This is a genomic window from Clostridiales bacterium, assembly GCA_015243575.1.
In the GTDB taxonomy this organism is placed as follows: Bacteria; Bacillota; Clostridia; order Peptostreptococcales; family Anaerovoracaceae; genus Anoxybacterium; species Anoxybacterium hadale.
On the sequence record CP042469.1, the window covers coordinates 1 to 26,146 of the forward strand.

General features: G+C 41.4%; 24 protein-coding genes and 2 pseudogenes. 22 read left to right on the top strand and 4 right to left on the bottom strand.

The annotated features are described in order from the left end of the window. Positions 1-6 precede the first annotated feature (6 nt). The 7 genes from FRZ06_00005 (at position 7) to FRZ06_00035 (ending at position 4,855) form a co-directional block, all read left to right on the top strand. Positions 7-534 carry an SMI1/KNR4 family protein gene (locus FRZ06_00005; protein ID QOX66043.1) on the top strand — a complete coding sequence of 176 codons (528 nt, stop codon included), beginning with the start codon at positions 7-9 and terminating at the stop codon, positions 532-534. Positions 535-675: 141 nt separating this feature from the next. After that, positions 676-1,014, top strand: coding sequence for a hypothetical protein (locus FRZ06_00010; protein ID QOX61854.1), 339 nt, complete (start codon positions 676-678; stop codon positions 1,012-1,014). Between the two features lie 487 nt (positions 1,015-1,501). Next, a complete protein-coding gene (locus FRZ06_00015) occupies positions 1,502-1,822 on the top strand; it encodes a MazG-like protein (protein QOX65769.1) in 321 nt (106 codons plus the stop codon). A gap of 128 nt (positions 1,823-1,950) precedes the next feature. After that, positions 1,951-2,586 (top strand): N-acetyltransferase, encoded by a 636-nt coding sequence (locus FRZ06_00020; GenBank protein ID QOX61855.1) that lies wholly within the window; start codon positions 1,951-1,953, stop codon positions 2,584-2,586. An 11-nt stretch (positions 2,587-2,597) separates the two neighbouring features. Further along, positions 2,598-3,347 (top strand): GNAT family N-acetyltransferase, encoded by a 750-nt coding sequence (locus FRZ06_00025; protein QOX61856.1) that lies wholly within the window; start codon positions 2,598-2,600, stop codon positions 3,345-3,347. Positions 3,348-3,524: 177 nt separating this feature from the next. Beyond that, positions 3,525-3,872 (top strand): DUF2200 domain-containing protein, encoded by a 348-nt coding sequence (locus tag FRZ06_00030; protein ID QOX61857.1) that lies wholly within the window; start codon positions 3,525-3,527, stop codon positions 3,870-3,872. A 116-nt stretch (positions 3,873-3,988) separates the two neighbouring features. Next, positions 3,989-4,855: a PRD domain-containing protein gene (locus FRZ06_00035; protein QOX61858.1), complete on the top strand. Its 867-nt coding sequence runs from the start codon at positions 3,989-3,991 to the stop codon at positions 4,853-4,855. 28 nt (positions 4,856-4,883) lie between these two features. On the opposite strand, the gene FRZ06_00040 is transcribed toward FRZ06_00035, so the two are convergent. Continuing rightward, the gene (locus tag FRZ06_00040) at positions 4,884-5,360 is read right to left on the bottom strand and encodes a PTS glucose transporter subunit IIA (protein QOX61859.1); all 477 of its coding nucleotides are present in this window, start codon (positions 5,358-5,360) and stop codon (positions 4,884-4,886) included. A gap of 359 nt (positions 5,361-5,719) precedes the next feature. Between FRZ06_00040 and FRZ06_00045 the strand changes: the two genes are divergently transcribed. The 4 genes from FRZ06_00045 to FRZ06_00060 all read left to right on the top strand — a co-directional run bounded on the left by FRZ06_00045 (position 5,720) and on the right by FRZ06_00060 (position 9,319). Next, positions 5,720-7,174 (top strand): PTS glucose transporter subunit IIBC, encoded by a 1,455-nt coding sequence (locus tag FRZ06_00045; protein QOX61860.1) that lies wholly within the window; start codon positions 5,720-5,722, stop codon positions 7,172-7,174. A 183-nt stretch (positions 7,175-7,357) separates the two neighbouring features. Then, positions 7,358-7,624: an HPr family phosphocarrier protein gene (locus FRZ06_00050; GenBank protein ID QOX61861.1), complete on the top strand. Its 267-nt coding sequence runs from the start codon at positions 7,358-7,360 to the stop codon at positions 7,622-7,624. 10 nt (positions 7,625-7,634) lie between these two features. After that, positions 7,635-8,408, top strand: a complete 774-nt coding sequence (locus tag FRZ06_00055; protein QOX61862.1) for a Cof-type HAD-IIB family hydrolase — start codon at positions 7,635-7,637, stop codon at positions 8,406-8,408. Positions 8,409-8,443: 35 nt separating this feature from the next. Next, positions 8,444-9,319, top strand: a complete 876-nt coding sequence (locus FRZ06_00060; protein ID QOX61863.1) for a PIG-L family deacetylase — start codon at positions 8,444-8,446, stop codon at positions 9,317-9,319. A gap of 98 nt (positions 9,320-9,417) precedes the next feature. Here the strand turns inward: FRZ06_00060 and FRZ06_00065 are convergent, their stop codons facing one another. Next, positions 9,418-10,596, bottom strand: coding sequence for a peptidase S41 (locus FRZ06_00065; protein QOX61864.1), 1,179 nt, complete (start codon positions 10,594-10,596; stop codon positions 9,418-9,420). Between the two features lie 31 nt (positions 10,597-10,627). After that, positions 10,628-11,674, bottom strand: a complete 1,047-nt coding sequence (rsmH, locus tag FRZ06_00070; GenBank protein ID QOX61865.1) for a 16S rRNA (cytosine(1402)-N(4))-methyltransferase RsmH — start codon at positions 11,672-11,674, stop codon at positions 10,628-10,630. A gap of 444 nt (positions 11,675-12,118) precedes the next feature. Here rsmH and FRZ06_00075 point away from each other — a divergent pair, with 444 nt between their 5' ends. From FRZ06_00075 to FRZ06_00125, 11 genes and pseudogenes are all read left to right on the top strand, one after another. Continuing rightward, positions 12,119-12,667 carry a hypothetical protein gene (locus tag FRZ06_00075; protein QOX61866.1) on the top strand — a complete coding sequence of 183 codons (549 nt, stop codon included), beginning with the start codon at positions 12,119-12,121 and terminating at the stop codon, positions 12,665-12,667. 136 nt (positions 12,668-12,803) lie between these two features. Beyond that, positions 12,804-13,262, top strand: coding sequence for a hypothetical protein (locus FRZ06_00080; GenBank protein QOX61867.1), 459 nt, complete (start codon positions 12,804-12,806; stop codon positions 13,260-13,262). 148 nt (positions 13,263-13,410) lie between these two features. Further along, a complete protein-coding gene (locus tag FRZ06_00085) occupies positions 13,411-17,781 on the top strand; it encodes a carbohydrate-binding domain-containing protein (protein QOX61868.1) in 4,371 nt (1,456 codons plus the stop codon). A 189-nt stretch (positions 17,782-17,970) separates the two neighbouring features. After that, complete coding sequence (locus FRZ06_00090; GenBank protein QOX61869.1) at positions 17,971-18,804, top strand: AraC family transcriptional regulator; 834 nt, start codon at positions 17,971-17,973, stop codon at positions 18,802-18,804. 126 nt (positions 18,805-18,930) lie between these two features. Further along, positions 18,931-19,587 (top strand): epoxyqueuosine reductase, encoded by a 657-nt coding sequence (locus FRZ06_00095; GenBank protein QOX61870.1) that lies wholly within the window; start codon positions 18,931-18,933, stop codon positions 19,585-19,587. 129 nt (positions 19,588-19,716) lie between these two features. Further along, positions 19,717-20,541, top strand: a complete 825-nt coding sequence (locus FRZ06_00100) for an alpha/beta hydrolase (protein ID QOX65770.1) — start codon at positions 19,717-19,719, stop codon at positions 20,539-20,541. A 211-nt stretch (positions 20,542-20,752) separates the two neighbouring features. Beyond that, on the top strand, positions 20,753-21,859 hold the full coding sequence (locus FRZ06_00105) for a DUF1624 domain-containing protein (GenBank protein ID QOX61871.1): 1,107 nt from the start codon (positions 20,753-20,755) through the stop codon (positions 21,857-21,859). Between the two features lie 17 nt (positions 21,860-21,876). Beyond that, positions 21,877-22,218 (top strand): ArsC family transcriptional regulator, encoded by a 342-nt coding sequence (locus FRZ06_00110; protein ID QOX61872.1) that lies wholly within the window; start codon positions 21,877-21,879, stop codon positions 22,216-22,218. Between the two features lie 2 nt (positions 22,219-22,220). Next, positions 22,221-23,183, top strand: a pseudogene (locus FRZ06_00115) (WYL domain-containing protein). A gap of 159 nt (positions 23,184-23,342) precedes the next feature. Continuing rightward, positions 23,343-23,974 (top strand): annotated as a pseudogene (locus FRZ06_00120) (glutamine amidotransferase). 282 nt (positions 23,975-24,256) lie between these two features. After that, positions 24,257-24,757, top strand: a complete 501-nt coding sequence (locus FRZ06_00125) for a pyridoxamine 5'-phosphate oxidase family protein (protein QOX61873.1) — start codon at positions 24,257-24,259, stop codon at positions 24,755-24,757. Positions 24,758-24,814: 57 nt separating this feature from the next. On the opposite strand, the gene FRZ06_00130 is transcribed toward FRZ06_00125, so the two are convergent. Continuing rightward, a complete protein-coding gene (locus tag FRZ06_00130; protein QOX61874.1) occupies positions 24,815-26,128 on the bottom strand; it encodes an MATE family efflux transporter in 1,314 nt (437 codons plus the stop codon). Positions 26,129-26,146: the final 18 nt, after the last annotated feature.

Sequence of the window (26,146 nt, forward strand, 5' to 3'; positions counted from 1 at the left end):
ATGTCACTGGACAGATTGCAAAGTGTATTGAAACCTCCGGTGAATCCATCAAATACCGGTAACGGATGGTCGGAATTGGAGGATGCTCTTGGAGTATCCTTGCCGCAGGACTATAAAGATTTCATCAACATTTATGGCACCGGGGGGATCGATCAGTTTATTTGGATTCTAACGCCTTTTGATCTTGATGAAAACGTCAATTTTCTAGCCCGAGCAGAAGTGATTCGAGAGGCTTATCTGGAATCGAAACAGCAGTTTCCGGAATATTATAAACATTGCATCTTTCCCGAAGCCGGAGGAATTCTTCCGTGGGGATATACAGATAATGGGGATGAGCTTTATTGGAAAACAAATGAAGATGCGAGAATGTGGTCCATTATCGTCTATGAAAGCAGGTCATGGGAATATCATGAATATCCGATGTCTATGACGGAGTTCTTATTCGGAATCGTTTCGAGAAATCTGGTGTGCGATGCCTTTCCTGAAGATTTTCCAAGTGAAGATTTTGAATTTATATCAGGGGATGCAGAATAGATTCGCCTGTCCATAGTCACGAAATTCCTGAATTGTTTGGGATTCCAGAGGATGAAGAGGATGTTCAGTTTTTACAAGAATACTTATTGAATTGAGGCAAAGAATCAATAGCAAAGCAGAAAACACAGAAAGGATATTCGTATGGAAATAGCGGATTTGACGCAGATGCTGGTTCGAAGCCGGTTGCTCCAAAATGAAAAACAAGTGCAAGAATTTGAACAGTCCATTGAGAGAATGAAATCGATGAATTCCGATGATTGCATGAAAAATTTATGTTTGGGATTTGATGATGAAACTGAAAATGATGAAGTGATGTTCGGCTTGGTACATTCCATCGAATCTATGCGGATCAAATGGATTTCTTCAAAAGTGATAAAGAGAAATTTCGGGCGATATGGGATCTTGCAAAGGCTGATGTTTACGCCAATCAGTGGGAATTTCCCGGGTATTGGGTCTATACCGTTGAGTTTGCTAAAATAAGTCTTGCTTATGGTTATTTTGATATCTGTGATGACCTGCTTGAAAACATAAAGAAGCATAAGTTGCCGATTCCCCAAACGATAAAAGAACATTATGGATTGTAGACGATAGCTCTTGTTATACAGAAGGTTTACTGAATTAATCAGCGTATGAGGGAGTTACCGTAGCATTTAAAACGGGTGCCACCGTTTTATGGTTTGGGTAGCATTGATATTAAAAAGTAGCATTGATAAATATGACGGGATGTTGTCATATTATAAATGCTACTATTGTTTTGTAGCAAACCTAGCTGTGGTGTACAACGAAATTGGACCGTTGACTGTTTGGTCAAGTCCTTGCTTTACAGCAAGTAGTGAAGGCCGAAGGAAGACGCGCTATTGGATGTAACGCTAGGACGAGAAGCCGCCGGCACTCCAATTTCAGCGCTTCAGACGTGTTGTACCTTGTCAAAGGAGGGTAGCCAAAAATGAAAGGAACAGTGGAAAATATGGATGATATGAAATTTAATAAGATTATTGAACGTTCAATTGCCATAAGGCAGAGTTATCATAAGCTTGAAAAGCAGTTTCACAAAAGTGAGTGGACTGTAGAAGAAGATGCGCTCGCTTTTCTGACAGATGCCGGTTTGGTTGGACGGTTGGCGATGTCACAACAGGGGCGTTGGCCGAAAGGCGACAATACCGTACCAGAATTGGAGCATAAGCTCAGTGAGTGCATCTGGTGGATTATTGTATTGGCAGAGCGTATGGATATCGATATCGAAAAGTCATTAGCAGAATTTTTGACGAAGCTTGAGAGGCAGCTGTAATGCTGATGTGAAAAAATTAAATTTCCAGATTCCGGTATTCTGATGCTATAATAAATGCAGATATATGAAGCAAAATCTTGAATTTTGCAAGAGAGGCATTGTAATAATAGATATCGGGAGGGATAAAAATGATCAGGATTAGAAACGAAGAAGAAAAAGATTATGAAAGAGTCGAGGAAATCACCAGGAAAGCCTTTTGGAATTTATATATTCCGGGGTGTAATGAACACTATTTAGTTCATATCATGCGATCTCATGAAGACTTTCTGACGGAACTCGATCTGGTGATTGAAGAAGATGATCAGGTCATCGGAACTATCATGTATACGAAGGCAACGCTAATTGATGAATCTGGCGATACAAAAGACATTCTTACCTTTGGTCCTGTTTGTATGCTGCCGGAATATCAGCGAAAGGGATATGGAAAAAAACTCATGGAGTATTCCTTTGAACGTGCAATTGCCCTTGGTTATGATACCATCGTAATCTTCGGTAATCCGAATAATTATGTCAGCCGTGGTTTTAAAAGCTGTAAAAAGTACAATGTCTGTCTTGAGAATGGAACCTATCCATCAGCAATGATGGTGAAAGAACTCAAACCGCATGTTTTGGACGGAAGAAAATGGGTTTATCAACAAAGCTCAGTCTATGAGTTTGATATAAAGGATGCAGAACAATATGATGAGACTTTACCGAGCATGGAGAAACAATATCAGCCAAGCCAGGAAGAGTTTTATATTCACGTTCATTCTGTCATCCAGTGAGTGGGGTACGAATGGATACTGGTTTTATAAACTTAACAACGGAAAATGTATTTGATGAGCACTTATGCTGCATTATCCGCAGCAAAAAGGCGCATCCGGGGATTGATGCGAAGCGTCAGTGGCTTTCAGACCGGCTAAAGGAAGGACATGTCTTTCGAAAGTTAAATGAAAAGGGTACGGTTTTTATTGAATATGCTCCGCTTGAAACCGCTTGGGTTCCTGTAACAGGCGACAACTATTTTTATCTGTATTGTCTATGGGTCACCGGAAGTCATAAAGGAAAAGGGTATGGGAATTCGCTGATGGAATATTGTATCAATGATGCTAAAGAAAAGGGAAAGTCCGGTATTTGCATGCTGGGAGCAAAAAAACAAAAAGCTTGGCTTTCTGACCAGGCGTTTGTGAAGAAGTATGGATTTGAGGTCGTCGATACCACTGATAACGGATATGAATTGCTTGCGCTGTCTTTTGACGGAACAACGCCAAAGTTCGGACAGAATGTTAAAAAGCAAGAAATAGGGAGGGAAGAATTGACGATTTATTATGACATGCAATGTCCCTTTATCCTTCAAAATATCGAGGTGATAAAACAGTATTGTGAAATGCATGACGTTTCTGCTTCTCTCATTCAAGTGGATACGTTACAAAAAGCAAAGGAATTGCCTTGCGTTTTCAATAACTATGGTGTATTTTATCAAGGAAATTTCGAGACGGTGAATTTGTTGGATGTAAATTATTTAAAGAGAATCCTTAAAAAGTAGAGGCGGCGGCGACTATAAAACTCCAAAGGCATGAATAAATTGATACAGCAATTTACTCGTGCTTTTTTGTTAATACTAGATTATATCTAGGAGAGACACTTACATTGACAAGTATTTTCCATTGTGGTTTAATTTACTTGCTTTCATCTTGGAGAACCTTGGGAGGTTGAATGAATTATGGACAAACATAAAATCTATACGATGAGTTTCGCAAGAGTATATCCCCTGCTGGTTGCAAAGGCAGAAAAAAAAGGCCGCACTCAATCGGAAGTTGATGAAATCATACGCTGGTTGACTGGATATACACAGGAGGAACTGGAGGAACAACTAGAAAAACAATGCGACAATGAAACATTTTATAAAGAAGCTCCCCGTCTAAACCCATCAAGAGCGCTTATAACAGGAGTTGTTTGCGGTATCAGGGTAGAAGATATTGAGGAGCCCATCATGCAGGAAATCAGATATCTGGATAAGCTCATTGATGAATTGGCAAAAGGAAAATCTATGGATAAAATCCTTCGATAAAAAAAAGTGTAAAATTTGAAATATATCCATAAAATTAAAACTCTGTAACTTATTACTTGTCAAGAATTTTAATACGTAGTATTCTTAGCTTAAACAAAGTCGGCGGAGGTATGGTGATGATATTTTCAAATGAAAAATACAAAGTGGTTAAGGTTTTTAACAATAATGTACTTCTAGCAACCTTGAACGGGAAAGAAAAAATCCTGTACGGCAAGGGGCTCGGCTTTGGAAAGACTGCGAATGAATTCATTCCAGCAAACATGCTAATCGAAAAAGTCTATACGATCGAGAACGAAGCGAGTTCGAATCAGTTCTCACAGTTAATTAACTATGTCGACAGTAAGATTGTAGGTCTCTGTGAGGAGGTCATTTACATGATCGGACAGGAATTAAATGAGGAATTAAATGAAAATATACATATATCCTTAACCGATCATATTGCGTTTACTTTGAAAAGACTGAAAGAGAATGATGAAATCATGAATCCGTTTTTAGTAGAAACGGAGACTTTATATAAGCACGAGTTTGGGATTGCAAGAAAAGCGACTCGTCTTTTGGAAAGCAGATTAAACATCGTGATTCCAGATGGGGAAATTGGATTTATTACGCTTCACATCCATTCGGCGAGAAACAATGGAAAGCTATCAAACACTATTAAATATACTCGTTTGGTAAGCAGTATGGCGGATTGCATGGAAGCTTCCCTTGGTCTTTCAATTGATCGAAAGTCCATTGATTATGCAAGGTTTGTCATACATATGCGCTTTGCAATTGAACGATTACAAAAAGGCAATCCCATCAAAAACGAGTTGCTTAGCATCATTAAAAAACAATTTGCCAATTCCTATAAGGTTTCCGAGAAGCTGGCTAAGCTGATTGAGGAGAGCCTGAACGTTAATGTGGTTGAAGATGAGATTGCATATCTTACGGTGCATGTCGAAAAGCTGAAAAACCAATCGCTAGTGGTAGATTTATTTTCATAGTGCAGAGGGCCCAAAACTATTTGGAGCGTCATTTCTTGTAGCGAATAACCGCATCTTTCCCAGCTGTTACAGTACAATCAATGAGCAAATTCATGGAGCTTGTCTCGTCAGGGTTTGTTATGAGAACGGGTGTCATAAGGGAAAAGCCACTTTCTGTTATAAACTTGCGGTCGATTTTCATTATCGGTTCTCCTGCTTTAACTGAGCTTCCCTCTTCGGCTATCCGCTCAAAACCTTGCCCGTTTAATTTGACCGTATCAATTCCAATATGCACAAGAACCTCAGTTCCATTCTCAAGTTTCATACCAAATGCGTGATTTGTTTTGAATATAACAGACAAAATTCCGTCGGCGGGAGCTACGACCATACCATCTGAGGGGTTAATTAAAACACCATCGCCAGCCAGTCTTTGTGAAAATACAGGATCTGGCGCATGGGACAGGTCCAAGACATCTCCAGAGATTGGAGCAATGATTTTGGATTCTTTTTTAAATAAGCTAAACATGAGGAATTACTCCTTTACAAAAAATAAAGACATAAGCTTAAACTTATGCCTGATTAAACAGTTGCACGTTCATTTGTGTATATACTAAACTTTTTAAATTTCTAAGTCAATAGATAGATTTGAAAAGTATTTTACAAATTTTGAAAATATATGTTGCTTTTGAATTGGAAATTAGATATGATTACCTTAATTAAAGAATGGTGTAAAGCGTGTCACCAATTTATTTGGGCATTAGCTGAAAAGAAAAACCGATGGTTTTTCTTTTCAGCTTTTTTATTTTAATAATCAAATGAAGATCCCAGATTTTAAAGGGTTATAACCCTTTAAATAGATTTTATTAAAAAAAGGAGGGACTTATCATGATGAAAATTCTACAAAAATTAGGAAAATCATTAATGCTGCCAGTAGCCGTACTTCCAGTAGCTAGTATTATGATGGGCATTGGTTATTGGATCGATCCTACTGGTTGGGGCGCCAACAGCATTGTTTCAGCTTTCTTATTGAAAGCAGGCGGTTCATTAATTGACAACATGGGGATTCTGTTTGCAATTGGTGTTGCCATTGGTATGTCAGATGACAATGATGGGGCGGCGGGACTTGCTGGGCTAGTTTCCTGGCTTACTCTTACAACGTTATTAGCCCCTGGTTCTGTATCGATGTTTCTACATATGGATGTTGCAGAAGTGCCGGCAGCATTTAGTCATGTTCAGACACAGTTCATGGGCTTGCTGGCAGGCTTGATTGCAGCAAATTGCTACAATAGATTCAAGAATACGAAGCTGCCGGATTTTCTGGGATTTTTCGGCGGCAGAAGAAGTGTTGCCATCGTTACAGCAGGAATATCCAGTTTAGCCGCACTTATCTTATTATTTGCTTGGCCTGCTGTCTATGGTGCACTGGTACTGTTTGGTGAATCAATGATCTCTACCGGTCCTGTTGGTGCTGGTATCTACGCGTTCTTTAACCGATTACTAATACCGACCGGACTTCACCATGCACTTAACTCTGTTTTTTGGTTTGACGTAGCAGGAGTCAACGATCTGGGCAATTTCTGGAGCGGTAAGGGTGTTTTGGGTCAAACTGGTATGTATATGACGGGATTCTTCCCAGTGATGATGTTTGGTTTACCGGCAGGAGCGTTAGCTATGTACCATACGGCAAAAGACAAAAACAAAAAAGTTGTGTATGGCTTATTGATGGCCGCAGCCTTATCATCATTTTTCACAGGCGTTACAGAACCAATCGAATTTGCATTCATGTTCCTTGCTCCTCCTTTATTTTTGATCCATGCAGGATTGACGGGATTGTCAGCATTTATCTGTGCAACGCTTCCTGTTAGAGCCGGATTCAATTTCAGCGCGGGATTTGTAGACTGGTTCCTGAGCTTTAAGGCTCCAATGGCACAGAACCCATTGCTTCTCATTCCGATCGGATTAGTCTTTGCCGTAGTTTATTATATTGTATTCCGCTTTGCAATTACAAAGTGGAACCTGATGACTCCAGGCAGAGAAGAGGATTCTGAGGCAGAGTTAAAAGTGACCCTTGATAACAACAATTACACTGAAGTCGCAGCAATCATTTTAAAAGGCGTTGGCGGAAAAGAAAACGTTCAATCAATCGACTACTGCATCACAAGATTGCGGCTGACGGTTAAGGATCAGGTAGCTGTAAATGAAAAAATTATCAAGTCCTCGGGCGTTTCCGGTATTATAAGGCCGAGTAAGTTCAGCGTTCAAGTTGTTGTCGGAACACAAGTTCAATTTGTGGCAGATGAATTTAAAAAGCTTTGTGAAAAGGACACGGTGACCAATTAATCCCATGCCCGAAGGTCTGTGACAAATTCATCCCATGCCCAGACAGGATCTAAGCTTTCAATTAATCATGGGATTGAAAGAACTATGAAATTCTAAAGCGTGGATAAATTGATAATAAAATCTATTCACGCTTTTTCGTTAAAATAAACGGAATTACTGATTAACATGGAGGGGGAACTAAAATTGATATCAAAAGATATTTTAATTATGAACGAGACAGGAATCCACGCAAGACCGGCAGCGGTATTTGTGAGCATGGCTACAAAATTTAAATCAAAAATCGATGTGATTAAAGATAAGAAAAAGGCGAATGCTAAATCAATTCTTCATATCATGTCACTGGGAATTGACAAAGGGTCCACCATAACAATTTCTGCAGACGGGGAAGACGAGGCAGAGGCAGTAGATCGACTGGTCAAATTGGTCGAATCAAAATTTGGCGAAGAATAGGAAAGGTCTTATGCGTACAGGGATTTTTTTTGATATTGACGGAACATTACGCGATGCAAATACCTTTTACTTGCCGGAAACAACCGCCGGCGCCTTGCAAAAACTGCGTGAACAAGGATATTTTTTAGCAATTGCCACTGGACGGATTATGTATGAAATCTCCAATGACATCAGAGATCTAATCGATTGGGATGCATTCGTCTGCTCCAACGGCCAGGCGATTTATACGAAGAAACGTGAGCTCTTAAACGCACATTATTTTTCTAAAGATTTGGTCAATCATTGTATTGAAGTATCTCATAAAGCCGGTATGCCGCTATATTTAACTACGGAAGGCGGTCCGCCATTTATTACAGAAGCCTCCAATGAAACCATAAAGGAGGTCTGCAGTTATTTTAAGATGAAAGTGCCGCCAACCAAGCCCTATGAAAACGAAACTATTTTATCTATGATGGCCTTTGGTAAATCGGACGAGGATTTTGCTGATTTTGAGAATATGGATGAAATAGAACTTCTGCACGGGCATCACCATTTTGCAGACGTTGTTTTGAGCGGATTTTCCAAGCATAAAGGGATCGAAGCGGTAATGCAGAACTTTGACATAAAAGAATATATCGCTTTTGGAGATTCGCTAAATGATTATGAAATGTTGAAAAATGCTAATATATCTGTTGCTATGGGTGATTCCCATCCTGACTTGATTACAATTGTAGATTTTCATACAAACAAAGTAAGTGAAGACGGTGTCATGAGGGCATGTAAATACTTAAAGCTAATTGGCTGAATTCAGCCGGTTCTATGAAAAATGGGGTGGAATCCATGAAACTAAATCAACCGGAAGCTGTTTTGTTTATTCCGGACGGACAGGTACAAGACCATGCACTTTGCCGCACAACAGAACTGTGCATCGCGGCACATCAGGATGATATTGAGATTATGGCATACGGACCCATCGTTAGCTGTTACGGCAGGGAAGATAGGTGGTTTACAGGTGTTGTTGTGACAGACGGGGCCGGTTCTCCAAGAAGTGGGGTCTATGCAAATTATACCGACGAAGAAATGAAAAAGATCAGAGTGCAGGAGCAAATGGAAGCTGCGACAATTGGTAAATATGCCGCACAGTTTTTATTGGCTTATCCAAGCAGCTTTGTGAAGGATGCAAAAAACGATCTAGTAATAAAGGAACTTGCTGAATTGATTGAAATCTGTAATCCAGAAGTAGTTTATACACACAATTTTGCAGATAAACACGATACACATGTGGCTGTTGCCCTAAGAGTAATTGCGGCAATAAGGATGTTATCGAAAGAAAAGCGTCCTAAAAAGGTGTACTCTCTGGAAGTCTGGAGAGGGCTTGATTGGTTGTGTGATGAGGACAAAACCGTTTTTGACACATCTTCGCATCGAAACCTTGCCGCCGCCTTGCTTGGTGTTTATGACAGCCAAATTGCCGGAGGCAAGCGATATGATCTTGCTGTATTAGGTAGAAGAGCTGCAAATGCAACGTTTAGTGCGGATCATGCCACCGATGATAGTGATAGCATGTCATACGGATTAGACATTACTCCGCTGATAGAAAATGATTCTCTTGATATAACTGATTTTACCGTAAATTTCATATTGAAATTTAAAAGTGATGTTATAAATCGAATTGCTTCCTTTACAACTCCAAATCGGTTGGATGGGATTTTCTGAGCCAGTTATACTGAAGTACAGAAAAATCCCTCAGATGAGTCACTGAGGGATTTGATTTCTACAGATTGATAGGCATGGATAAGGCTGACTGACTTTGATTAACTGGACAACAAGATATACTCCATACAGGGATCTGAAAGCCCGATATAATCTTGAATGGACTCTTCTCGTTGCACATCAGGGTTTAATGAAAGCATGTGATCATCCTCAATCAAATGATAATATTTGGTAGAATAACTGATGCGCAAGCCGGACTGTTCAAGCTTGACGCGCAGAACCTCACCATAGCAGTTGGGTTTGCCGCCGGTGGGCTCTCCGACGAGTAGCGCATTGGTTTTGTTTTTCAGCGAGAAAACATTTAATAATGCAGAGGAAAACGTATCTCTTCCGATGATTACAAATAGTCTGCCCTGCTGGTTGATCTGATCACATTTTGATAATGCGTCAATGAATGGGTCAAGCAGGGTGGAGTTTCCACCGGTATTGTTTCTCATATCAATCACAAGTTTTTCGAGCTTATTCTCCCTGACCGCATCCAGGAGTCTTTCGCCGAAAGATTGAACAGATTCTTCCGACATCTCCTTACAGATATTATATTTGAAATACAGCGTCCTTGATTTTTTCAGAAATTCCATCCAATAGTAACGGTCTGGATTTTTTCTGAAGAGGGGAAGCTTGTCGGCAGGGAAAGCGGCGCGATTTTCGTTTAGCTGTGACTGATATTGGGACAATGGGCAGGAAGGCACAAACCAATCACCACCTTCCCCACTTTCGTTTTCATAAGTCAAAGTAAACCCATTCACTGAGCGGGCAAGCTTTAAGCCATACAGGTATTCTATAGCAGGCAGATATTTTGGAAGCATAGCCTTCCGATAGGAATGGTTTTCGTGAGAAATCATTGTGCTCATGATTGCAATGACGGTCTCTATCTCTACTCCGTCGATATGTGTAATCCTCTTATATCGCAGTATTTCATCTGTTTTTGCTGTATTGATCACACAAATACCATCTGAAAACCAATAAAACTCAAGAGGGCACAGATAGTAAACAGGGATATCGATGGAGGTATGGGCATCTCCTATAGAAGCAACAATCTTTGCGATTTCAGCGGTAATCATAGGAGGCTCTAAACGATTCAGCTCATTTCTTAGGGACTGAATCTTTTTCAAATAGTTTGATTCGTTCATCTGGAAATATAGATTTTTATGACGCTTGGGAAGTTCATATTGCAGGAAGTCCAACACTTCGAGCCATTTCTGATCTGCCTTTTTCTTCACGCTATTCTCCTACTAAATCAATTGAAAGCAACTATGCTTTGATCGCCCAACGCAACTTGGCAGAACGGGCTCGGCCATTGGTACTGCGCTCTTCTGCTGATGCCCGGATCGGTTCCTCTGCAATTTCACGATAAACTCCGTCGCGATAAAGACGCTGAAATGATTTTTTAACGAGGCGATCTTCCCCCGAGTGAAAGGAGAGGATGGCAACCCGTCCTCCTTCGGCAAGGGCGGAAGGCAGTTTTTCTAAAAACTCATAAAGCACTTTAAATTCATCGTTGACATCAATACGCAGTGCTTGGAAACATCTCTGACAAGCTTTCTTTATTTCTTCACTGCTGTTGCTGCCTGGTATGGTCTTCAAAGTGTTCTTGATGATCTGCTGAAGCTGGGTTGTAGTCGCGACAGCGGTTCCCTTTCTGATTTCAGAAACGATAGCCCGGGCGATTGCTTTTGCGTTTGGTTCATCTGAGTTCTCTCTTAGCAACCCTTCTAATTCATCCTGAGAAATGGTTTTTAAACGTTCTGCAGCGGATGTCCCTTTTTTTGGATTTAGTCTTAAATCCAAAGGACCTTCTGCCTTGAACGTGAAGCCTCGTTCCGGATTGTCTATTTGCATTGATGAGACACCCAAATCAGCCATGATGAAATTCAATGGTCCTGATTCAGCGATAATCTGATTGATGCTGGAGAAATTCATCTGCCGGATCGTCAGAATTTCCGCACCATAGCCTAAACTTTCTAAACGTGCCCTGGTACGCGGCAGTTCGATAGGGTCCACATCAATGGCATAAAGATGCCCTTTGAAATCCAGGCACTTGAGCATTTCCAGTGTATGGCCGCCATAACCAAGGGTTGCGTCCAGTCCCTTTTGTCCGGGGGTAATTTGCAGGAATTCCAATATTTCATCAACGCAGATGGAACGGTGCATGCCCGCAGGGGTGCTTCCCTTTTGAATGACCTTTTCCACTGTATCGGTGTATTTTTCGGGCTGCAGCTCTTTATATTTTTCCTGATATTTTTTGGGGTGCGTCCCCTTATATCGAATTCGCCGCTGATGTTTTTCCTCGTGATCCATTGCTTCCTCCAGCCTTTTTCTATTATTATAGCAAAAATATTATGAATACAGAGAAATTTTCTTCTATAATGGTAGGCAAAATCATAAGAGGGATGGTACTGGAATCCCCATCATATTTTTCTCCTTGACCTTTTCATGTCAATTATGAAGCGAGCTGGCCGAACGAGTGCGATTAGATTGACACAAAAGAGGTAAAATACTACAACTTCATATATTAAATATTACATTTGGAAAATTAAGGGTGAAAGTATATAGTATCATATAAAGAGAATATTCTTGTTGAGGTAAGCATCATTCATTAAAAGCTGAAACCGATCTTCAGCTATGTGGAATATTTACTAATTAACCAAGGGGGAATACATATGCGCAGATGATGCAAACATCACTAAATTACTTATTTCTAAGGTTACTTAATTGTATCGATTAACTACGGAGGAAAATAGAATGAAGGAGTACACCAGCGTACTCTACTGTTATTACAAGGAAATCGCGAAAGAAACAATAGAAGAACATATAAACAACTCAGAGATATTGTGGGATGAATCTTTTGTAGATCAATATGGTGCCGAGAACATTGCACAACTCAAACTACAAAATGAGCAATTTCTTTTGCAGCATATGAATAGTTTTGATGGCAATATGCTTCTGGCAGTTTCCGAAAAATCATTTACTACAACCTCTACGGTATTTGGCACGGCCAACCAAAAGCTATTCGATTTCAAGGTTACAACTCGGTTTGGTTATAATGGTACAGACGTACAATATTTATTACCGAGCTCTACAGGTACGATTTATAGCGGAGATTGGACTTACCAGGGTGTTGATTCTAGTTACAGCGGTCAAGTACTTTTTACGATACCCAATGTTGGTATTGCGGGTGATGTTGATAAAAAGGGTTTATTCAAGCGTGCCATTTTCCAGACTACTAGCTATACAATTATTCATCAGAGATGTCTCGGAGATGGAACTTATGTAGGGAATGTTATCTATTAAAAATCAGATATAAAATCAGATAAGAATCGACGAGGTTGAGGCTTCCAATGACTGAAAGTACCTGAGGAAGCCTCACGTTTATTCATTTCACATAATAAGTTTATAAGGTTAAAAAGACTAAGAGGAGGTTATGCAGGTGGACAAAAGAAAACTATTTTTTAGCATGATCACTTTTGCAATTATAATTGGAGTGAGTTTTTTGTACATTAATGCCAGCCAACTAACTTCTATCGATTACAATAGTATGGTTCAAGTAATTAATTCTATTGAGAATGATAGAGCAAAAGAGGTTGTGCTGGATTTATATTATGCTCCTGTTTATAGTACATCTACAACAAGCGAAGTAAAAGATGGAGATCAGCCAGAGACAGAGAAAGAGCAAGAAGACGCAAATGACAATGAGGAATTCAAAGAGGAAATTAAAAAGTTATCAGTAGTGTCAGGTGCGGAGCTAGAGGGAGAAGTGAAAAAAATCGTTGAAAAAATAGTGAGCGAGAATATAAAAAGAGATAATATCAGCTGGAATCCTGAATTTGTGGATAAATACATAAAAAAATATTGCCCCGAATATTTGCCCCTGATAGAAGAAAAATGATGGTGTAGAAATCCAAGAAAAATAAGAATGCAAGAGACCTGTAATATGGTCTCTTTGTTTATTTTTTGTTGATTTGAATTTTGTAGAATAATGTAGAATAAGCAATGTTAAATACAACTTTTATTTCTAACCATACGCTATAACCATTATGAAAAGAGGAGAAATGATTATGAAAAGAAGACTTAAACGCGGTTTGGCCATCCTGATCGCTTTGAGCATGATGCTGACGTTAGTGCCTGGCAGCGGCATGCAGAATGTATATGCGTCTGGCACAGATGTGCGCACTGATATGCTCGATCTGACCGAAGAATCTGTTACATATCGTACAAGCGGCGGTTTGGACAGCAGTGCAGATCCCCGAAATACCGATATTACAGACACGGCAGAGGGATGGTCCTGGCACTATCAGTCGAAAACGCTCACATTGGAAGGAATTAACCTAATCACCGTCGAAACGACAGCCCTCAGGCTGCCGGAGAATTCTACAATCGTGCTTGCCGAAGACAGCGACAACACAGTGACCAGTACATATGACAGCGACGTTGTTGGGGAGGCAGACTGCTTAGGAATTTCCTGTGAAGGGAATCTGACCATTGAGGGATCGGGTACGTTAAGTGTACAAAGCGGCAATACTGCAAATAATTATAGTTTGGCAATATACACGCCAAATGACCTTACCATTTCAGGAGGAACCATCAATGCGTCAGGAGGGGCTGCGTCTAGTTCGAGTACGGGCTTATACAGCCTCGGAACGATTAGTATCACTGGTGGAACCATAACTGCTGAAGGATCTTCTGAAGCGGGATATAGTTACGGTATATGCAGCTTAGCCAATCTCTCTATCACTGGAGGCACAATTGATGTGTCGGGAGGAGCTTCATCCTTGTCGAGCGTTGGATTGTATTGCGATGGCAACATGAGCATCACAGATGGAACCATAACTGCTGACGGAGCTTCTGATACAGGATATAGTTATGGCATATACAGTGTAGGGAACCTCTCTATTTCAGATGGTATAATCAACACGTCAGGAGGCGACGACACGCAATATAGCATGGGTATTTGTACAACAGGAGATTTCTCTGTTACTGGCGGAACTGTAACGGCTGTTGGCGGCGTCAATGCAGATGAAGTTAGTTATGGGATCTTAGTCAGTGCAGATTTAAAGAAAGCAATCACTACCTTTTCCGGCGGTACTGTATCTGCGTCGGGAGGTGACAACACACCGTATAGTATTGGAATATGTGGTGCTGGAGATACCACATTTACAGCAGGAACCATTGCTGCAACAGGAAATCTTGCTGCGGAAGAGAGCCATGGAATTGCGGTAACAGCTGGTTCGGCAATCTTTTCCGGCAGCGCTGTTTATGCAAAATCTAACGCAGACGCTCCTCTCGCTTACGCTGTATTTGCAACGCTTGGCATAACAGATGAGGATATGACAGTATTGCAGAAAGATTTAGAATCAGCTTACACCCAGCAGGTAACGAAAGAGAATGTGGAGAGCTTCTATACATACCTAACGGATAAGGGCACGATTGCGAATGATATCAGGATTACAGAGGGCAGTGCTGCTGTGTCAAGCAAGATAGTGGCAGGAATGATGGGGGCAGTTCTTCCTGGTACAGACACGATTACCGTTACACTGGCGGGCAGTACGTTCGCAAATCTCGCGCAAGGTGAGGATGTATCAGTCTGGTTCCATAATCTGCCTGAGGGTCTTTCTGTTACGGTTGGCAATGTTACGTCAGGCACCATAGAACTTGTTTTTTCAGGGACACCAGGTACCGTATCGAACGAAACGATTTCGATTACCATTCCAAAAGGAAAATTAAATACTGATAGTGATATTGAAGTTACAAAGAACAGCGATACAAAATTTGATATTACTCAGGAGGAGCCGAGGAAGACGATCCTCGATCTGACCGCCAACAATGTTACCTATCAGAAAGAAGGCGGAGGCACGGGAAGCGGAACACCAACCAGTTCTAGTATTACCAACACGGCAGAAGGCTGGCGGTGGTATAAAAACGCAGAGGAAAGCTATTCCGAAAATACACTGGTTTTAGACGGGATCAGCCTGATTACAGCCAATCAAATTGCGGTCAAGCTTCCTGCCGGCTCCACGATTGTACTTGCCGATGACAGTGAAAATTTCATCGAGAGCATCTTTGATGGAACCATCGCGACAAGCGGCATTACCTGCATGGGTGATTTGAAGATAATGGGAAGTACTGGTTCGCTGCGTGTTACAAGCGGCAGTTCTGAAAACTCCTATAGCGCAGCCTTTGACGTAACCGGCGGCCTTTCTGTTTTGGGCGGTAACCTTTCTGCCGACAGCGGGAACGCATACGGAAGCAGTATGGGATTTTATGTAGGAGGACCGATTAACATCAGTGGGGGAACGATAACCGCAACAGGAGATAACGCAACGAGCTCATATGGCATACGCAGTCTTAGCACCATAACGGTCACAGGCGGTACTGTAAGGGCAACGGGCAGCACTGCATCAGGCGGAAGCTATGGTATCTTTGCTATGAATACAGCTACCTTTTCCGATGGTGTAGTATATGCAAAATCTGGTGCTGCTCCGTTGTCGCATGCAGTGTATGCGGTATCAGGTATTACAGATGCCGGTATGACAGCACTTCAGAAGGACAGCAATGAGGACTACGCGCTAGCGCTAACGAAGATTGCAACGAACTATACCCATGATGCTGCTGTAGCAACAGACATCAAGATCGTTGAGACCCCGGTCAGCTATCTGCTTCAGGTTGAAGGTGGAGGTGATGGGTCGACAGAAAGTGGAAATTATATGCCTGGCACCGATATTTCCATCAGCGCAGGCACCAAAATCGGATACACCTTCAGTGGCTGGACTACCTCAGGCGGGGGCGTCTTTGACAATAGCACCCTTCCAAACACCACATTCACAATGCCTGATTCGGCTGTTACAATCACAGCAACCTGGACAGAAGTTCAGACCCCGGTCAGCTATCTGCTTCAGGTTGAAGGTGGAGGTGATGGGTCGACAGAAAGCGGAGATTATGCAGCAGGCACTGTTGTTTCCATCAGCGCAGGCACCAAAAACGGATACACCTTCAGTGGCTGGACCACCTCAGGCGGGGGCGTCTTTGACAATAGAACCCTTTCAAACACCACGTTCACAATGCCTGATTCGGCTGTTACAATCACGGCAGCATGGATCGCAATCACACAACCCGGTGGTGGCTCTGGTAGGGGAGGCAGCTCGAGTTCATCTCAGGAAAAATCGGATGCTACTGTAAACGGTAAAGCTATATCAGCGGGAACCGTCAAGACAGAAATCAATTCTGAAGGTCGTACAACTACAACCTTCATCGTAGACGCTGAAAAACTAAACGGCATTCTAGCCTCGGAAAAAAGTGGTGTAAAGATAGTCCTTCCTTTTAAAGACGTTGATAAAGGAGCTGTGGGCAGACTCACTGGTGAAATGGTGCAAGCTATGGAGGGAAAGGATGCAACCTTGATCATCAAGACTGATTCGTCCAGCTATACTCTGCCCGCATCGCAAATTAATATGAAAGCCGTATCAAAGCAACTGGGTGCAAATGGTTCTTTGGCTGATATCATAGTATCAATAAATATCTCAGCACCTTCCAATACGATGGCAAGGGTCGTGGAGAATGTAAGTAAAGAAGGCGGCTTCACCCTTGTGGCACCTCAATTGGACTATTTAGTTACCTGTACTTACGGCGGGAAGACGGTCAATGTTACAAACTTCAGCGATTATGTGGAAAGGACCATCGCAATTCCGGACGGTGTTAATCCTTCCAAGATTACCACAGGTATTGTAGTCAGTCTGGACGGAACGGTACATCATGTGCCCACAAGGGTTACAGTGATTGATGGCAAATATTATGCGGTAATCAACAGCCTTACAAACAGTACCTACTCCGTAATCTGGAATCCAATTGAATTTGCTGACATGAGTAATCATTGGGCCAAGGCGGCGGGTAATAACATGGGTTCCAGAATGGTTGTCAACGGGGTTGGAAACGGAAATTATGAGCCTGACAGAAACATGACCCGTGCAGAATTTGCTGCCGTCATGGTTCGTGCGTTGGGGCTTGCTCCAGAGAAAGGGAATAGCAGCTTTGGTGATGTTGCTTCCAGCCAGTGGTACTGCGGATATATTAAAACAGCCGCTGCCTTTGGTATTGTTAAAGGATATTCTGATTCAGCGTTCGGACCCAGCGACACGATTACCCGGGAGCAGGCTATGACGATGATTGCGCGTGCAATGAAGACTACTGGGCTGAATGCTGAGCTGGCAAATGGTGAAGGCAGCAAGCTGCTGGAAGCTTACAGCGACAGAGCAGGCGTGTCTGCATATGCAAAGGACAGTATTGCACAGTGCATTAAAACAGGTGTTGTCTCTGGCAGAGAAAACAATACTCTGGCACCAAAAGCTTTAGTGACTCGTGCGGAGGTAGCCGCAATGGCAGAGCGTCTGCTTCAAAAATCTGAGTTGATTTAGCCATTGAAAAAAAACATGATGTGAACAAATCAAAATCAGCTGTTTCTAGGCGGTAATATTCAATTGAATGGGAACCATAACTTTTCCAAAAGAAATGTTATGGTTCTTTTGATCTTTAATATATTGATTAGTGTTAAGTGTTGACGTATTATGTAAATAGTTGGAATTTAGAGACTAAATGGGGGGAATATGCTTAATAAGGAACTGATCAACAAAAGCATTGATTTTATCCTACAGCATCTTGAGGATGATATTTCTGTGGATGATGTTGCAAACCATTTTTACTTTTCGAAATTTTATTTTTGCAGGTCTTTTAAGGCCATGACGGGTGAAAGTGTATATGAGTTTATAAAGCGCATGAAGCTGGATCAAAGTGCTGTTGAAATAAAGCTGGAAAAGGAGAAACCCATTACCAATATCGGGATAAACTACGGTTACAGTTCATCAAATTATAGCACAGCATTTCAAAAGCATCACAATATTTCTCCAGCTAAATTTCGCAAATCCGTAGATGTAACTGGTATGACAAGCCCCTTCTACCCCGAAGGGCTTTCCGGGTTTGATACATTTGAAGGGTATAACAGTAAAATCAAAATGCAAGAGCTTCCAGACTTTTTTGTGATCTACGAGAGAATCATCGGAAACTATATTGAGTTGAAGGACAATTGGTTTCAATTTTTGGATCAATACAGTGATCATATCAAAGTCGATACTCTTATGATAGAGCGGTTTTATGACGACCCCGCAATCACCAGTCTGAACCGCTGTCTATGTGATATTTGCATGACAACAGATGAATCTTGCACGCTCAAGAATGTGACGTTGGTTAAGGGAGGCAAATTTGCGGTATATTGCTTTGATGGCAAAATTGAGGATATTTTTTGCACCATTCAGGGGATCTTTAGTGTCTGGCTTCCCAAAAGCGATTATGAAATGGACGGAAGATGCGGTTTGAACATATACCGAGAAATTAACAAAGAAAGTGGATGCGTAATTATGGATATATGTATTCCAATACGATAGGGCAAGAATTCAGAAGTTTAAAAGCAGACTTTTTTCTATAATAAGAATCAACCGGGACTGGTGATTCTTTCAGAAAAAAGTCTGTTTTATTTTTTAAAAGACAGGAGGCATTACAAGAAATGACTGATGTTAAATGAGTTGAGCTTGGAATTGAAAAGCCGTGGCGCCAATGTTGTTATCGGTGTTGATATATCTACGCTGCAGGCAAAGGAAAATCGAGGCTATTATGCGGCGATTTTAATCGGAATCGCGTTAAAACCCAGCTATATTTATCGGCTGTCAAAAGAAAACAATTTAGACTGTTTTGAGTTTTTACAAAAGGAGGCTGCAGCAGATAAACTTGCAGAATGGGCGGCTGATTTTATCCGGTTGAAAGGATACAAAGCATATGCTCAGTCAGAAAGCAATCTCATCAATGGATTCTATGATGCAGTGACGAAAGCTACGCCATTGCCGCATAAAAAAATTGCAGTGTTGGCTGGATTAGGATGGATCGGAAAAAGTAATCTTCTGGTTACACAAGAGTATGGAAGTGCATTGTGTATGTGCAGTGTACTGACAAATGCACCATTGCCGATACAGTATCGGCCCATCATGCGGCCGTTCTGTGGCAAATGTAATGTTTGCAAGGATATTTGTCCAGCAAAGGTGATCCATGGTATGAACTGGGAAGAAGGTACTCCCAGGGATCTGATTGTTGATGTATATCATTGTGAGACCTGCCTGAAATGCCTAGTTCATTGTGTCTGGACACAGAAGTATGTGAAAACACATGGTTTGTAAGTAGAAGGGAGTAAAAAAATGCAAAAAGGGAAAATAAACTCGATGCAGGAGGAAAGAGGCGGAAGAGAGTATTTTGTAGGTTATTGTGAAGCTGATCTTGAGGATTCTCATTGTGGCATTGCGTTTCCTATGTCAGTGATGTATCCTGCAGATAAGGAAAGCAAAATTGAAATGATTGGGCCGTTTCCATTAGACGTATCAATCAATGCACAACCTACGGAGGGTAGCTTTCCGTTGGCACTGATATCTCATGGAAGTGGGGGAGGAAACTTACTCTACAGAACGCTTGCCCACTATCTGGCATGCAATGGTTTTATCGTTGGAATGCCAGAGCATCCTTTCAATAATTTCAGCAATAATACGTTGGAGGGCACCGTAGAAAATTTAGAAAACAGGCCAAGACACATTAACATTGCTATCGACTGGTTCTTTGAAAGCGAGAACTTCTCGAGGGTTATAAAATCAGATGCTATCTCTATCATCGGTCATTCTACCGGTGGGTGTACTGCATTATCAATGGCGGGAGGTATACCGACTTCATTGCCAAATGAATCTTTGGACGGCAAACCGAAAGAGATAATCGTAGCCTGTAAGAGAAAAATCAGTACGCTTGTTCTGCTAGCGCCAGGAATGGTTTGGTTTCAGGCAGAAAAAGCTCTAAGCGGAGTAGATATTCCAATACTAATGATTATGGCCGAAAAAGATCAATTCATCCAGTCTTCCCAGGCGCAAACTCTCTTGGATGGGGTTGCAGATCGCAGAAAGGTAACGTATAAAATTGTTGAGAACGCCGGTCATTTCTCATTCTTGAGTCCATTTCCGGAATTCATGATTACACCAGATTTTTTCCCGGCACAGGATCCGCCTGGTTTTGACAGGCAGAAGTATCATGATGAACTTAATTTTGAGGTATTAAAATTTTTACTGGCAGAAAACAGCACACTGGCGCTTTAAGAGAGAAAATTACCAATAGATTGTCAGAACCATAGCTTTTTCAAACAAAAGTTATGGTTCTTTTGATATTTAATATATTGATTAACGGCAAGCATTCACGTACTATGTAAATAGTTGAAATAAAATCTAATACTGATTTGCCAAACAATTTAAAACAGAAAACCGAGTTCAAATTGTGGATTAAGAATCTAACCCAAAGGGGAGCTTTGCTATGGAAGAAAGAATCAATGGAGGCAGGCAAAAGGAGCTGGACTATGCAAAAGGTTTGGCTATCCTTTTCATGATCGCAGTGCATTGTCTTGAAACGTTCGCAAACAGCAGTGTTGCCGAAGAGGCCGCTTACGGGATCATGGTCGAATTCCTTGGAAGCTTCACCTCTGCAACAGTATTTATGATTCTGCTTGGAGTGGGGATCATTTATTCAAGAAAATCTGAACCGCGTCTTCTCGTCATGCGTGGATTGCTGCTGGTGGGCGCGGGGTACTTGTTGAATTTGATGAGAGGATTCTTGCCAATGCTGGTTTCGTGGCAACTGACAGGAGATGACGAATGGCTTTCCGATATGATGGTTGAACTGTTTCGTATCGATATCTTGCAGTTTGCAGGACTTACATTCCTATTCTTTGGATTAACAAAAAAAATGAAATTCAAATCTGCTGCTTATGTTGCAGTGCTTAGTGCATTTGCGTTAGTGAATTTCTTCTTGGTCAATTATGGATTTTATTACTCCAATATCATGAACTACCATAATTCAAAATTTTTTCTTGCAGCATTATCCGGCCTGCTGTGGGGAACCAGCGAGTTATCGAGTTTCCCATTCCTAACTTGGATTTTTTATCCCGTTGCGGGATACCTGTTCGGCCATTACCTGATTAAACAGGATGTAGAAGGCAAGAAACGGCTTTTTACCGTTACTGTTCTGGTCTCAACAGTGGCTTTTTCCGCGATCGTTTTGCTGTGTTGGTATTTTGAAATTGATTATGGATGGGAAACCGATGCGTCATTTTATCATCATTTGCTTCTTGGAAATATCGTCTTTGGCTCCTGTGCCTTTCTTCTGATTGGAATCGTATTTTTCCTAAACAGATCCATACCGGAATTATTACAAACAATTCTGTCCCGGTGGAGTGTAAATGTCACAGAAATCTACTTCATTCAATGGATTCTGATTGGATGGATCGCCATTGGAACGGACTATAATCAATTTGGAATTATAAAAACAGTAACTGTTACAATCGTAGTCATGATTGCAAGTGACTGGATCGCAGCTCTTTACAGGAAGACGAAACTTCACAGCCGGAAGCTTGAACGTGTATAGGTATGGAGGAATTACTGATGAATATACAAATATTTGGAAAGTCGAAATGCTTCGACACAAAGAAGGCGGAACGATATTTCAAAGAACGGGGGGTCAAATATCAACTCTTTGACCTTCTTCAAAAAGGCATGAGCAGAGGGGAACTCAATAGTGTGAAACAAGCGGTGGGGGGATATGACAATCTCATTGATCCTGGCTGTAAAGATAAGCAGCTGTTGGGGCTGATTAAGTATCTCAGGGAAGAAGATCAGGGTGAAAAAATTCTTGATAATCCAAAAGTAATCAGAACGCCGGTTGTTCGGAATGGTAATAAAGCGACGGTTGGTTATGAAGCTGAGATCTGGAAAACCTGGGAATAGCAATGGCAAAAAACGATAACATGCTGGCAATTTTATGGATGCTTCATTCTGGCAGCAAAATTACCGCGAAGCAAATTGCAGAAAAACTAGAGATCAATATACGAACAGTTTACCGTTATATTGATTCGCTCTGCGCGAGCGGAGTTCCAATTGTTTCCGATACCGGACAGAACGGCGGATATCATTTGTTGAACAATTTCATTCAGGCACCTTTGGTTTTTGATCTTGAAGAACAAAAGGCACTGCTTCATGCGGCGGTATTTGCAAGTGAGGCAGGATACCCTTTCAGTGAATCGTTAAACAGTGCAGCACAAAAGCTGAAGCTTTATACAAATAGGGAGCAGGAAAGCATCCTCAATCGTCACTTAGCCGGCTTCGAGGTGTTAAACCGTGATATTCCCCAGGCTGTAAAACAGGTGGTGAAAGAACTGGAGCATGCTGTGGCAAATGAGCATTCCGTCGAAATCGAGTATCGCACAGGCCGAGAGGAACAGCCCAGGTTAAGATTGATTGACCCATACGGAATGTTCTATTGGAACAACAAATGGTATACCGTTGGATATTGCCATCTTCGAAGGGAAATCAGGAGCTTCCGGGCTGAACGGATCCTTCGCATTCAGCCGACAAAAATGGTGTTTCAAAGGCCCAAGGATTTTTCTGCCAAAGAGTTTTTATTACAAAATCTTCTGCCGGGCTTTGAACGTAAGGCGGAGGTGGTTTCTTTGACCATCGGTGGCCGATCGGAGACTTTGGATGATTTGTGTATTCATTGGTTCTTAGGCCATCATCTGAAAGAACGCGCGCCAAATCAAGCGATCTTCTTACTTGATGAGAAAGTGCTTCATGCATATGTGCCATATTTTCTTTTCGCTTAAGGAAAGGCTGTTCAAGTGATTGAGCCGCAGAGTTTCAAGGAAAGACTCCGTTCTGTGGCCGCCGAATTAATGGAATATTATCAAATATAATAGCTTCCCTGACAGTAGTTGTCAGGGAAGCTATTATATTATGATGATAAACATCGTTATTACTGTTTTCAAGTGAAAGAACAAGACTTATTTGTGCTAAAACGATATCAGATCAAATTGGAGAGATCTTACTTGAAGTATGAAAAAGGAGGATTCGGTATGAGTCAAAATAATGTATATCTATATGTATTCGATACTATGGCAGATTGGGAGATCGGTTATTTGACCGCAGAACTAAATTCGGGAAGGTTCTATAGAAAAGGCTTAGAACCAACTAAAATCGTTACAGTAGGAATACAAAAGAAACCTGTCACAACAATGGAGGCCTGAAAATATTGCCGGATGCTGCACTGGATGAGTGCGGTTTTGAGAACGCAGATGCCTTGATTTTACCCGGAGGTGACACGTGGACTGAAACCGTTCATGATCCTGTCTTGTCAAGAATAGAACAGTGTCTGGAGAAGGGAACTCTTGTAGCCGCCATTTGCGGTGCAACGTTCGGTCTTGCACGGAAAGGATTACTGGATTCAAGGCCTCATACAAGCAATGACCTGGAATATCTTAAGATGATCTGCCCGAATTATGGAGGAGAGCAGTACTACGAGCAGGTCCCTGCCGTAACGGATGGAAAGCTGATCACAGCATCCGTAACAGCCTCGCTGGAATTTTCTGCTCATGTCTTAAAGGCACTGGATGTGTTTTCTGAAAAGACATTAGACGCTTGGTACAACCTTTATCATACACAACAACCCAATTATTTTAATGAACTGTTGAATTCGATCCAGTATTAAGGGATCATTCTGTCCAGAATTGAGGACTTATCAGAAGAAGAGACTGCTCAAAGAGTCAGAGAATGGGATTTTGACATTTGAGTTTAGAGGAAAGTACTCCTAAAGGGTTTACTTTCCTCTTTTTCCACGTATAATGTAGTTGTTGCCAATCATTGGAAACGAAATGGAGATGAGGTCTAAATGGTAATTGTTTATGAATCCAAAACGGGTTTGACGGTGTTAAGGAAGAGAATCTCATGCCTGTTTTGGAATGGATGAGTAAAATCTGAGAGGGGTGATTTTATGGATTATCAGAAAGCGGCTACCTACTGGATCGAAAAGGATGAAAAGGGGGTCCATATGGACCCTGAAATGATCTTGTCCAAGATGGAAACATTCATTTTGGCACATAATACCTGTGCCTTGGCCACGGGCTGCGGCGATTTTGTTCGCTGTACCCCCATCGAATATAATTATAAGGATCGGAAATTTTGGCTGCTTTCCGAGGGAGGATTAAAGTTTCATGCACTGGAGAACAACAAAAATGTGTGCCTTGCCATCTTTGACAGCTTTGCTGGTTTTGGTCAATTAGGCGGGATGCAAGTCTCCGGAATCGCGGAGATTGTAGAACCATGGACGGATGAATACCTGGATTTGCTCGCGTTTCGAAAAATTCCTGTTGAGAATATGAAACGGCTGCCGACCACCATGTACATGATTAAAATTACGCCTGTTCGCATTGATTTTCTTTGTTCGGAATTTCAAAAGTCAGGATTTGATATTCGCCAGCATTTGTACTTTTAATTATTCCTGTATTACCATACTGAGAACGCGCGCCAGGATAGGTATTCAGGGCAAACTTCAGTTTCGACTTTCTGTATTTATAAAATACAAACTCAAAAGTAAGGTTATTGCTTCTGTAAGGGGTGCAACAAGCCATACTCCTGCCATGCCAAAAAGTGATGGTAACGTAAAAATACAAATTAACAAAATGACGAAACCACGTGCGGAAGATATGATTGCTGATTCTTTCGCCTTTCCGATCGATGTAAAATAAAAAGATGAGATAATATTCATTCCTGAAAACAGGAATGAAACTGAATAGATTATTACGCCAGAGCGCACCATCTGAATCACTAGATCGCTTTTAACAAACAGATTGCTGTACCACTCAGATCCAAACAATACTAGAAAAAGCACGACTGCTCCCACAAGCAGCACCATGAGGTTAGTTGCCTTACGCAGGCTAGCAGCAAGTAAATGTTCTTTCGCACCATATGAAAAACTGATGAGCGGGCTTGCACCTTGGCCAAAGCCGATCATCACCATGCTGAAGATATAGGCAATATAACCCACGATGGTAAATGCAGTTACACCGTCAACACCGACAACTCTTAAAATTACGTAGTTATAAGCAAACATAGAAATGCTCATTGACATTTCGCCAACAAATTCCGAGCTGCCATTGAGGAGTGTGCTGGAAAGCACCTGACTCGAAAACGTGAATTTATGAAATTTGTAAATACTTGACTTTCTGGTGAAAAAGTAGAGAATGCATAATAGCGCAACAAATGCTGAAAGCAATGATGCAATAGCAATACCCTTTATCCCAAAGCCAAACCAGCGGATAAAGATATAATCTAGCAAAATATTAAGCAGAACATTTATAATGTTGACCTGCATAAAGTACTGTGGTTTTCCCTCACCCCGGATAAACATACCGAAGGACGTATTGATTACCATAATCGGAAGCTCCAGCAGCATAATACCATAATAGCCTTTAAAATATCCTGCCACCTGTGTGTTCACATTCAAGATAGAAAGCATTGAATTAAGAAGGGGCAGCATGACGATGCTCAGCAGTATGGTTGAAACCATTGCGGTACACATCGTCTGATTAAAAACACGGTTGCACTTTTCGATATCCTTACTGCCAAGAGCCATTCCGGCAATTGCTACGCCGCCTACCGACACCATGAGACCCGTTGCTAGGTATAAATAGATGATGGGCAGTCCGAGATTAATCGCCGCAAGGCCTTCTTTTCCAACATAATTGCCGATAAAATAACCATCAGCAACCGTAATCAGTGAAGTCAGTACCATCGCGATAATTGATGGTATGGAAAACTGCAAAATTGTTTTGATTTTATTGTTTTGAATCCTCTCTAAGTTCATTTTCATTTCCTCCCCATA

Bases quoted from the DNA above. Each gene is read 5' to 3' on its own strand.
- FRZ06_00010 (QOX61854.1), top strand. From the start codon at position 676: ATGGAAATAGCGGATTTGACGCAGATGCTGGTTCGAAGCCGGTTGCTC.
- FRZ06_00015 (QOX65769.1), top strand. From the start codon at position 1,502: ATGGATGATATGAAATTTAATAAGATTATTGAACGTTCAATTGCCATA.
- FRZ06_00020 (QOX61855.1), top strand. From the start codon at position 1,951: ATGATCAGGATTAGAAACGAAGAAGAAAAAGATTATGAAAGAGTCGAG.
- FRZ06_00025 (QOX61856.1), top strand. From the start codon at position 2,598: ATGGATACTGGTTTTATAAACTTAACAACGGAAAATGTATTTGATGAG.
- FRZ06_00030 (QOX61857.1), top strand. From the start codon at position 3,525: ATGGACAAACATAAAATCTATACGATGAGTTTCGCAAGAGTATATCCC.
- FRZ06_00035 (QOX61858.1), top strand. From the start codon at position 3,989: ATGATATTTTCAAATGAAAAATACAAAGTGGTTAAGGTTTTTAACAAT.
- FRZ06_00040 (QOX61859.1), bottom strand. From the start codon at position 5,360: ATGTTTAGCTTATTTAAAAAAGAATCCAAAATCATTGCTCCAATCTCT.
- FRZ06_00045 (QOX61860.1), top strand. From the start codon at position 5,720: ATGATGAAAATTCTACAAAAATTAGGAAAATCATTAATGCTGCCAGTA.
- FRZ06_00055 (QOX61862.1), top strand. From the start codon at position 7,635: ATGCGTACAGGGATTTTTTTTGATATTGACGGAACATTACGCGATGCA.
- FRZ06_00060 (QOX61863.1), top strand. From the start codon at position 8,444: ATGAAACTAAATCAACCGGAAGCTGTTTTGTTTATTCCGGACGGACAG.
- rsmH (QOX61865.1), bottom strand. From the start codon at position 11,674: ATGGATCACGAGGAAAAACATCAGCGGCGAATTCGATATAAGGGGACG.
- FRZ06_00075 (QOX61866.1), top strand. From the start codon at position 12,119: ATGAAGGAGTACACCAGCGTACTCTACTGTTATTACAAGGAAATCGCG.
- FRZ06_00085 (QOX61868.1), top strand. From the start codon at position 13,411: ATGAAAAGAGGAGAAATGATTATGAAAAGAAGACTTAAACGCGGTTTG.
- FRZ06_00090 (QOX61869.1), top strand. From the start codon at position 17,971: ATGCTTAATAAGGAACTGATCAACAAAAGCATTGATTTTATCCTACAG.
- FRZ06_00095 (QOX61870.1), top strand. From the start codon at position 18,931: ATGTTAAATGAGTTGAGCTTGGAATTGAAAAGCCGTGGCGCCAATGTT.
- FRZ06_00100 (QOX65770.1), top strand. From the start codon at position 19,717: ATGTCAGTGATGTATCCTGCAGATAAGGAAAGCAAAATTGAAATGATT.
- FRZ06_00105 (QOX61871.1), top strand. From the start codon at position 20,753: ATGGAAGAAAGAATCAATGGAGGCAGGCAAAAGGAGCTGGACTATGCA.
- FRZ06_00110 (QOX61872.1), top strand. From the start codon at position 21,877: ATGAATATACAAATATTTGGAAAGTCGAAATGCTTCGACACAAAGAAG.
- FRZ06_00125 (QOX61873.1), top strand. From the start codon at position 24,257: ATGGATTATCAGAAAGCGGCTACCTACTGGATCGAAAAGGATGAAAAG.
- FRZ06_00130 (QOX61874.1), bottom strand. From the start codon at position 26,128: ATGAACTTAGAGAGGATTCAAAACAATAAAATCAAAACAATTTTGCAG.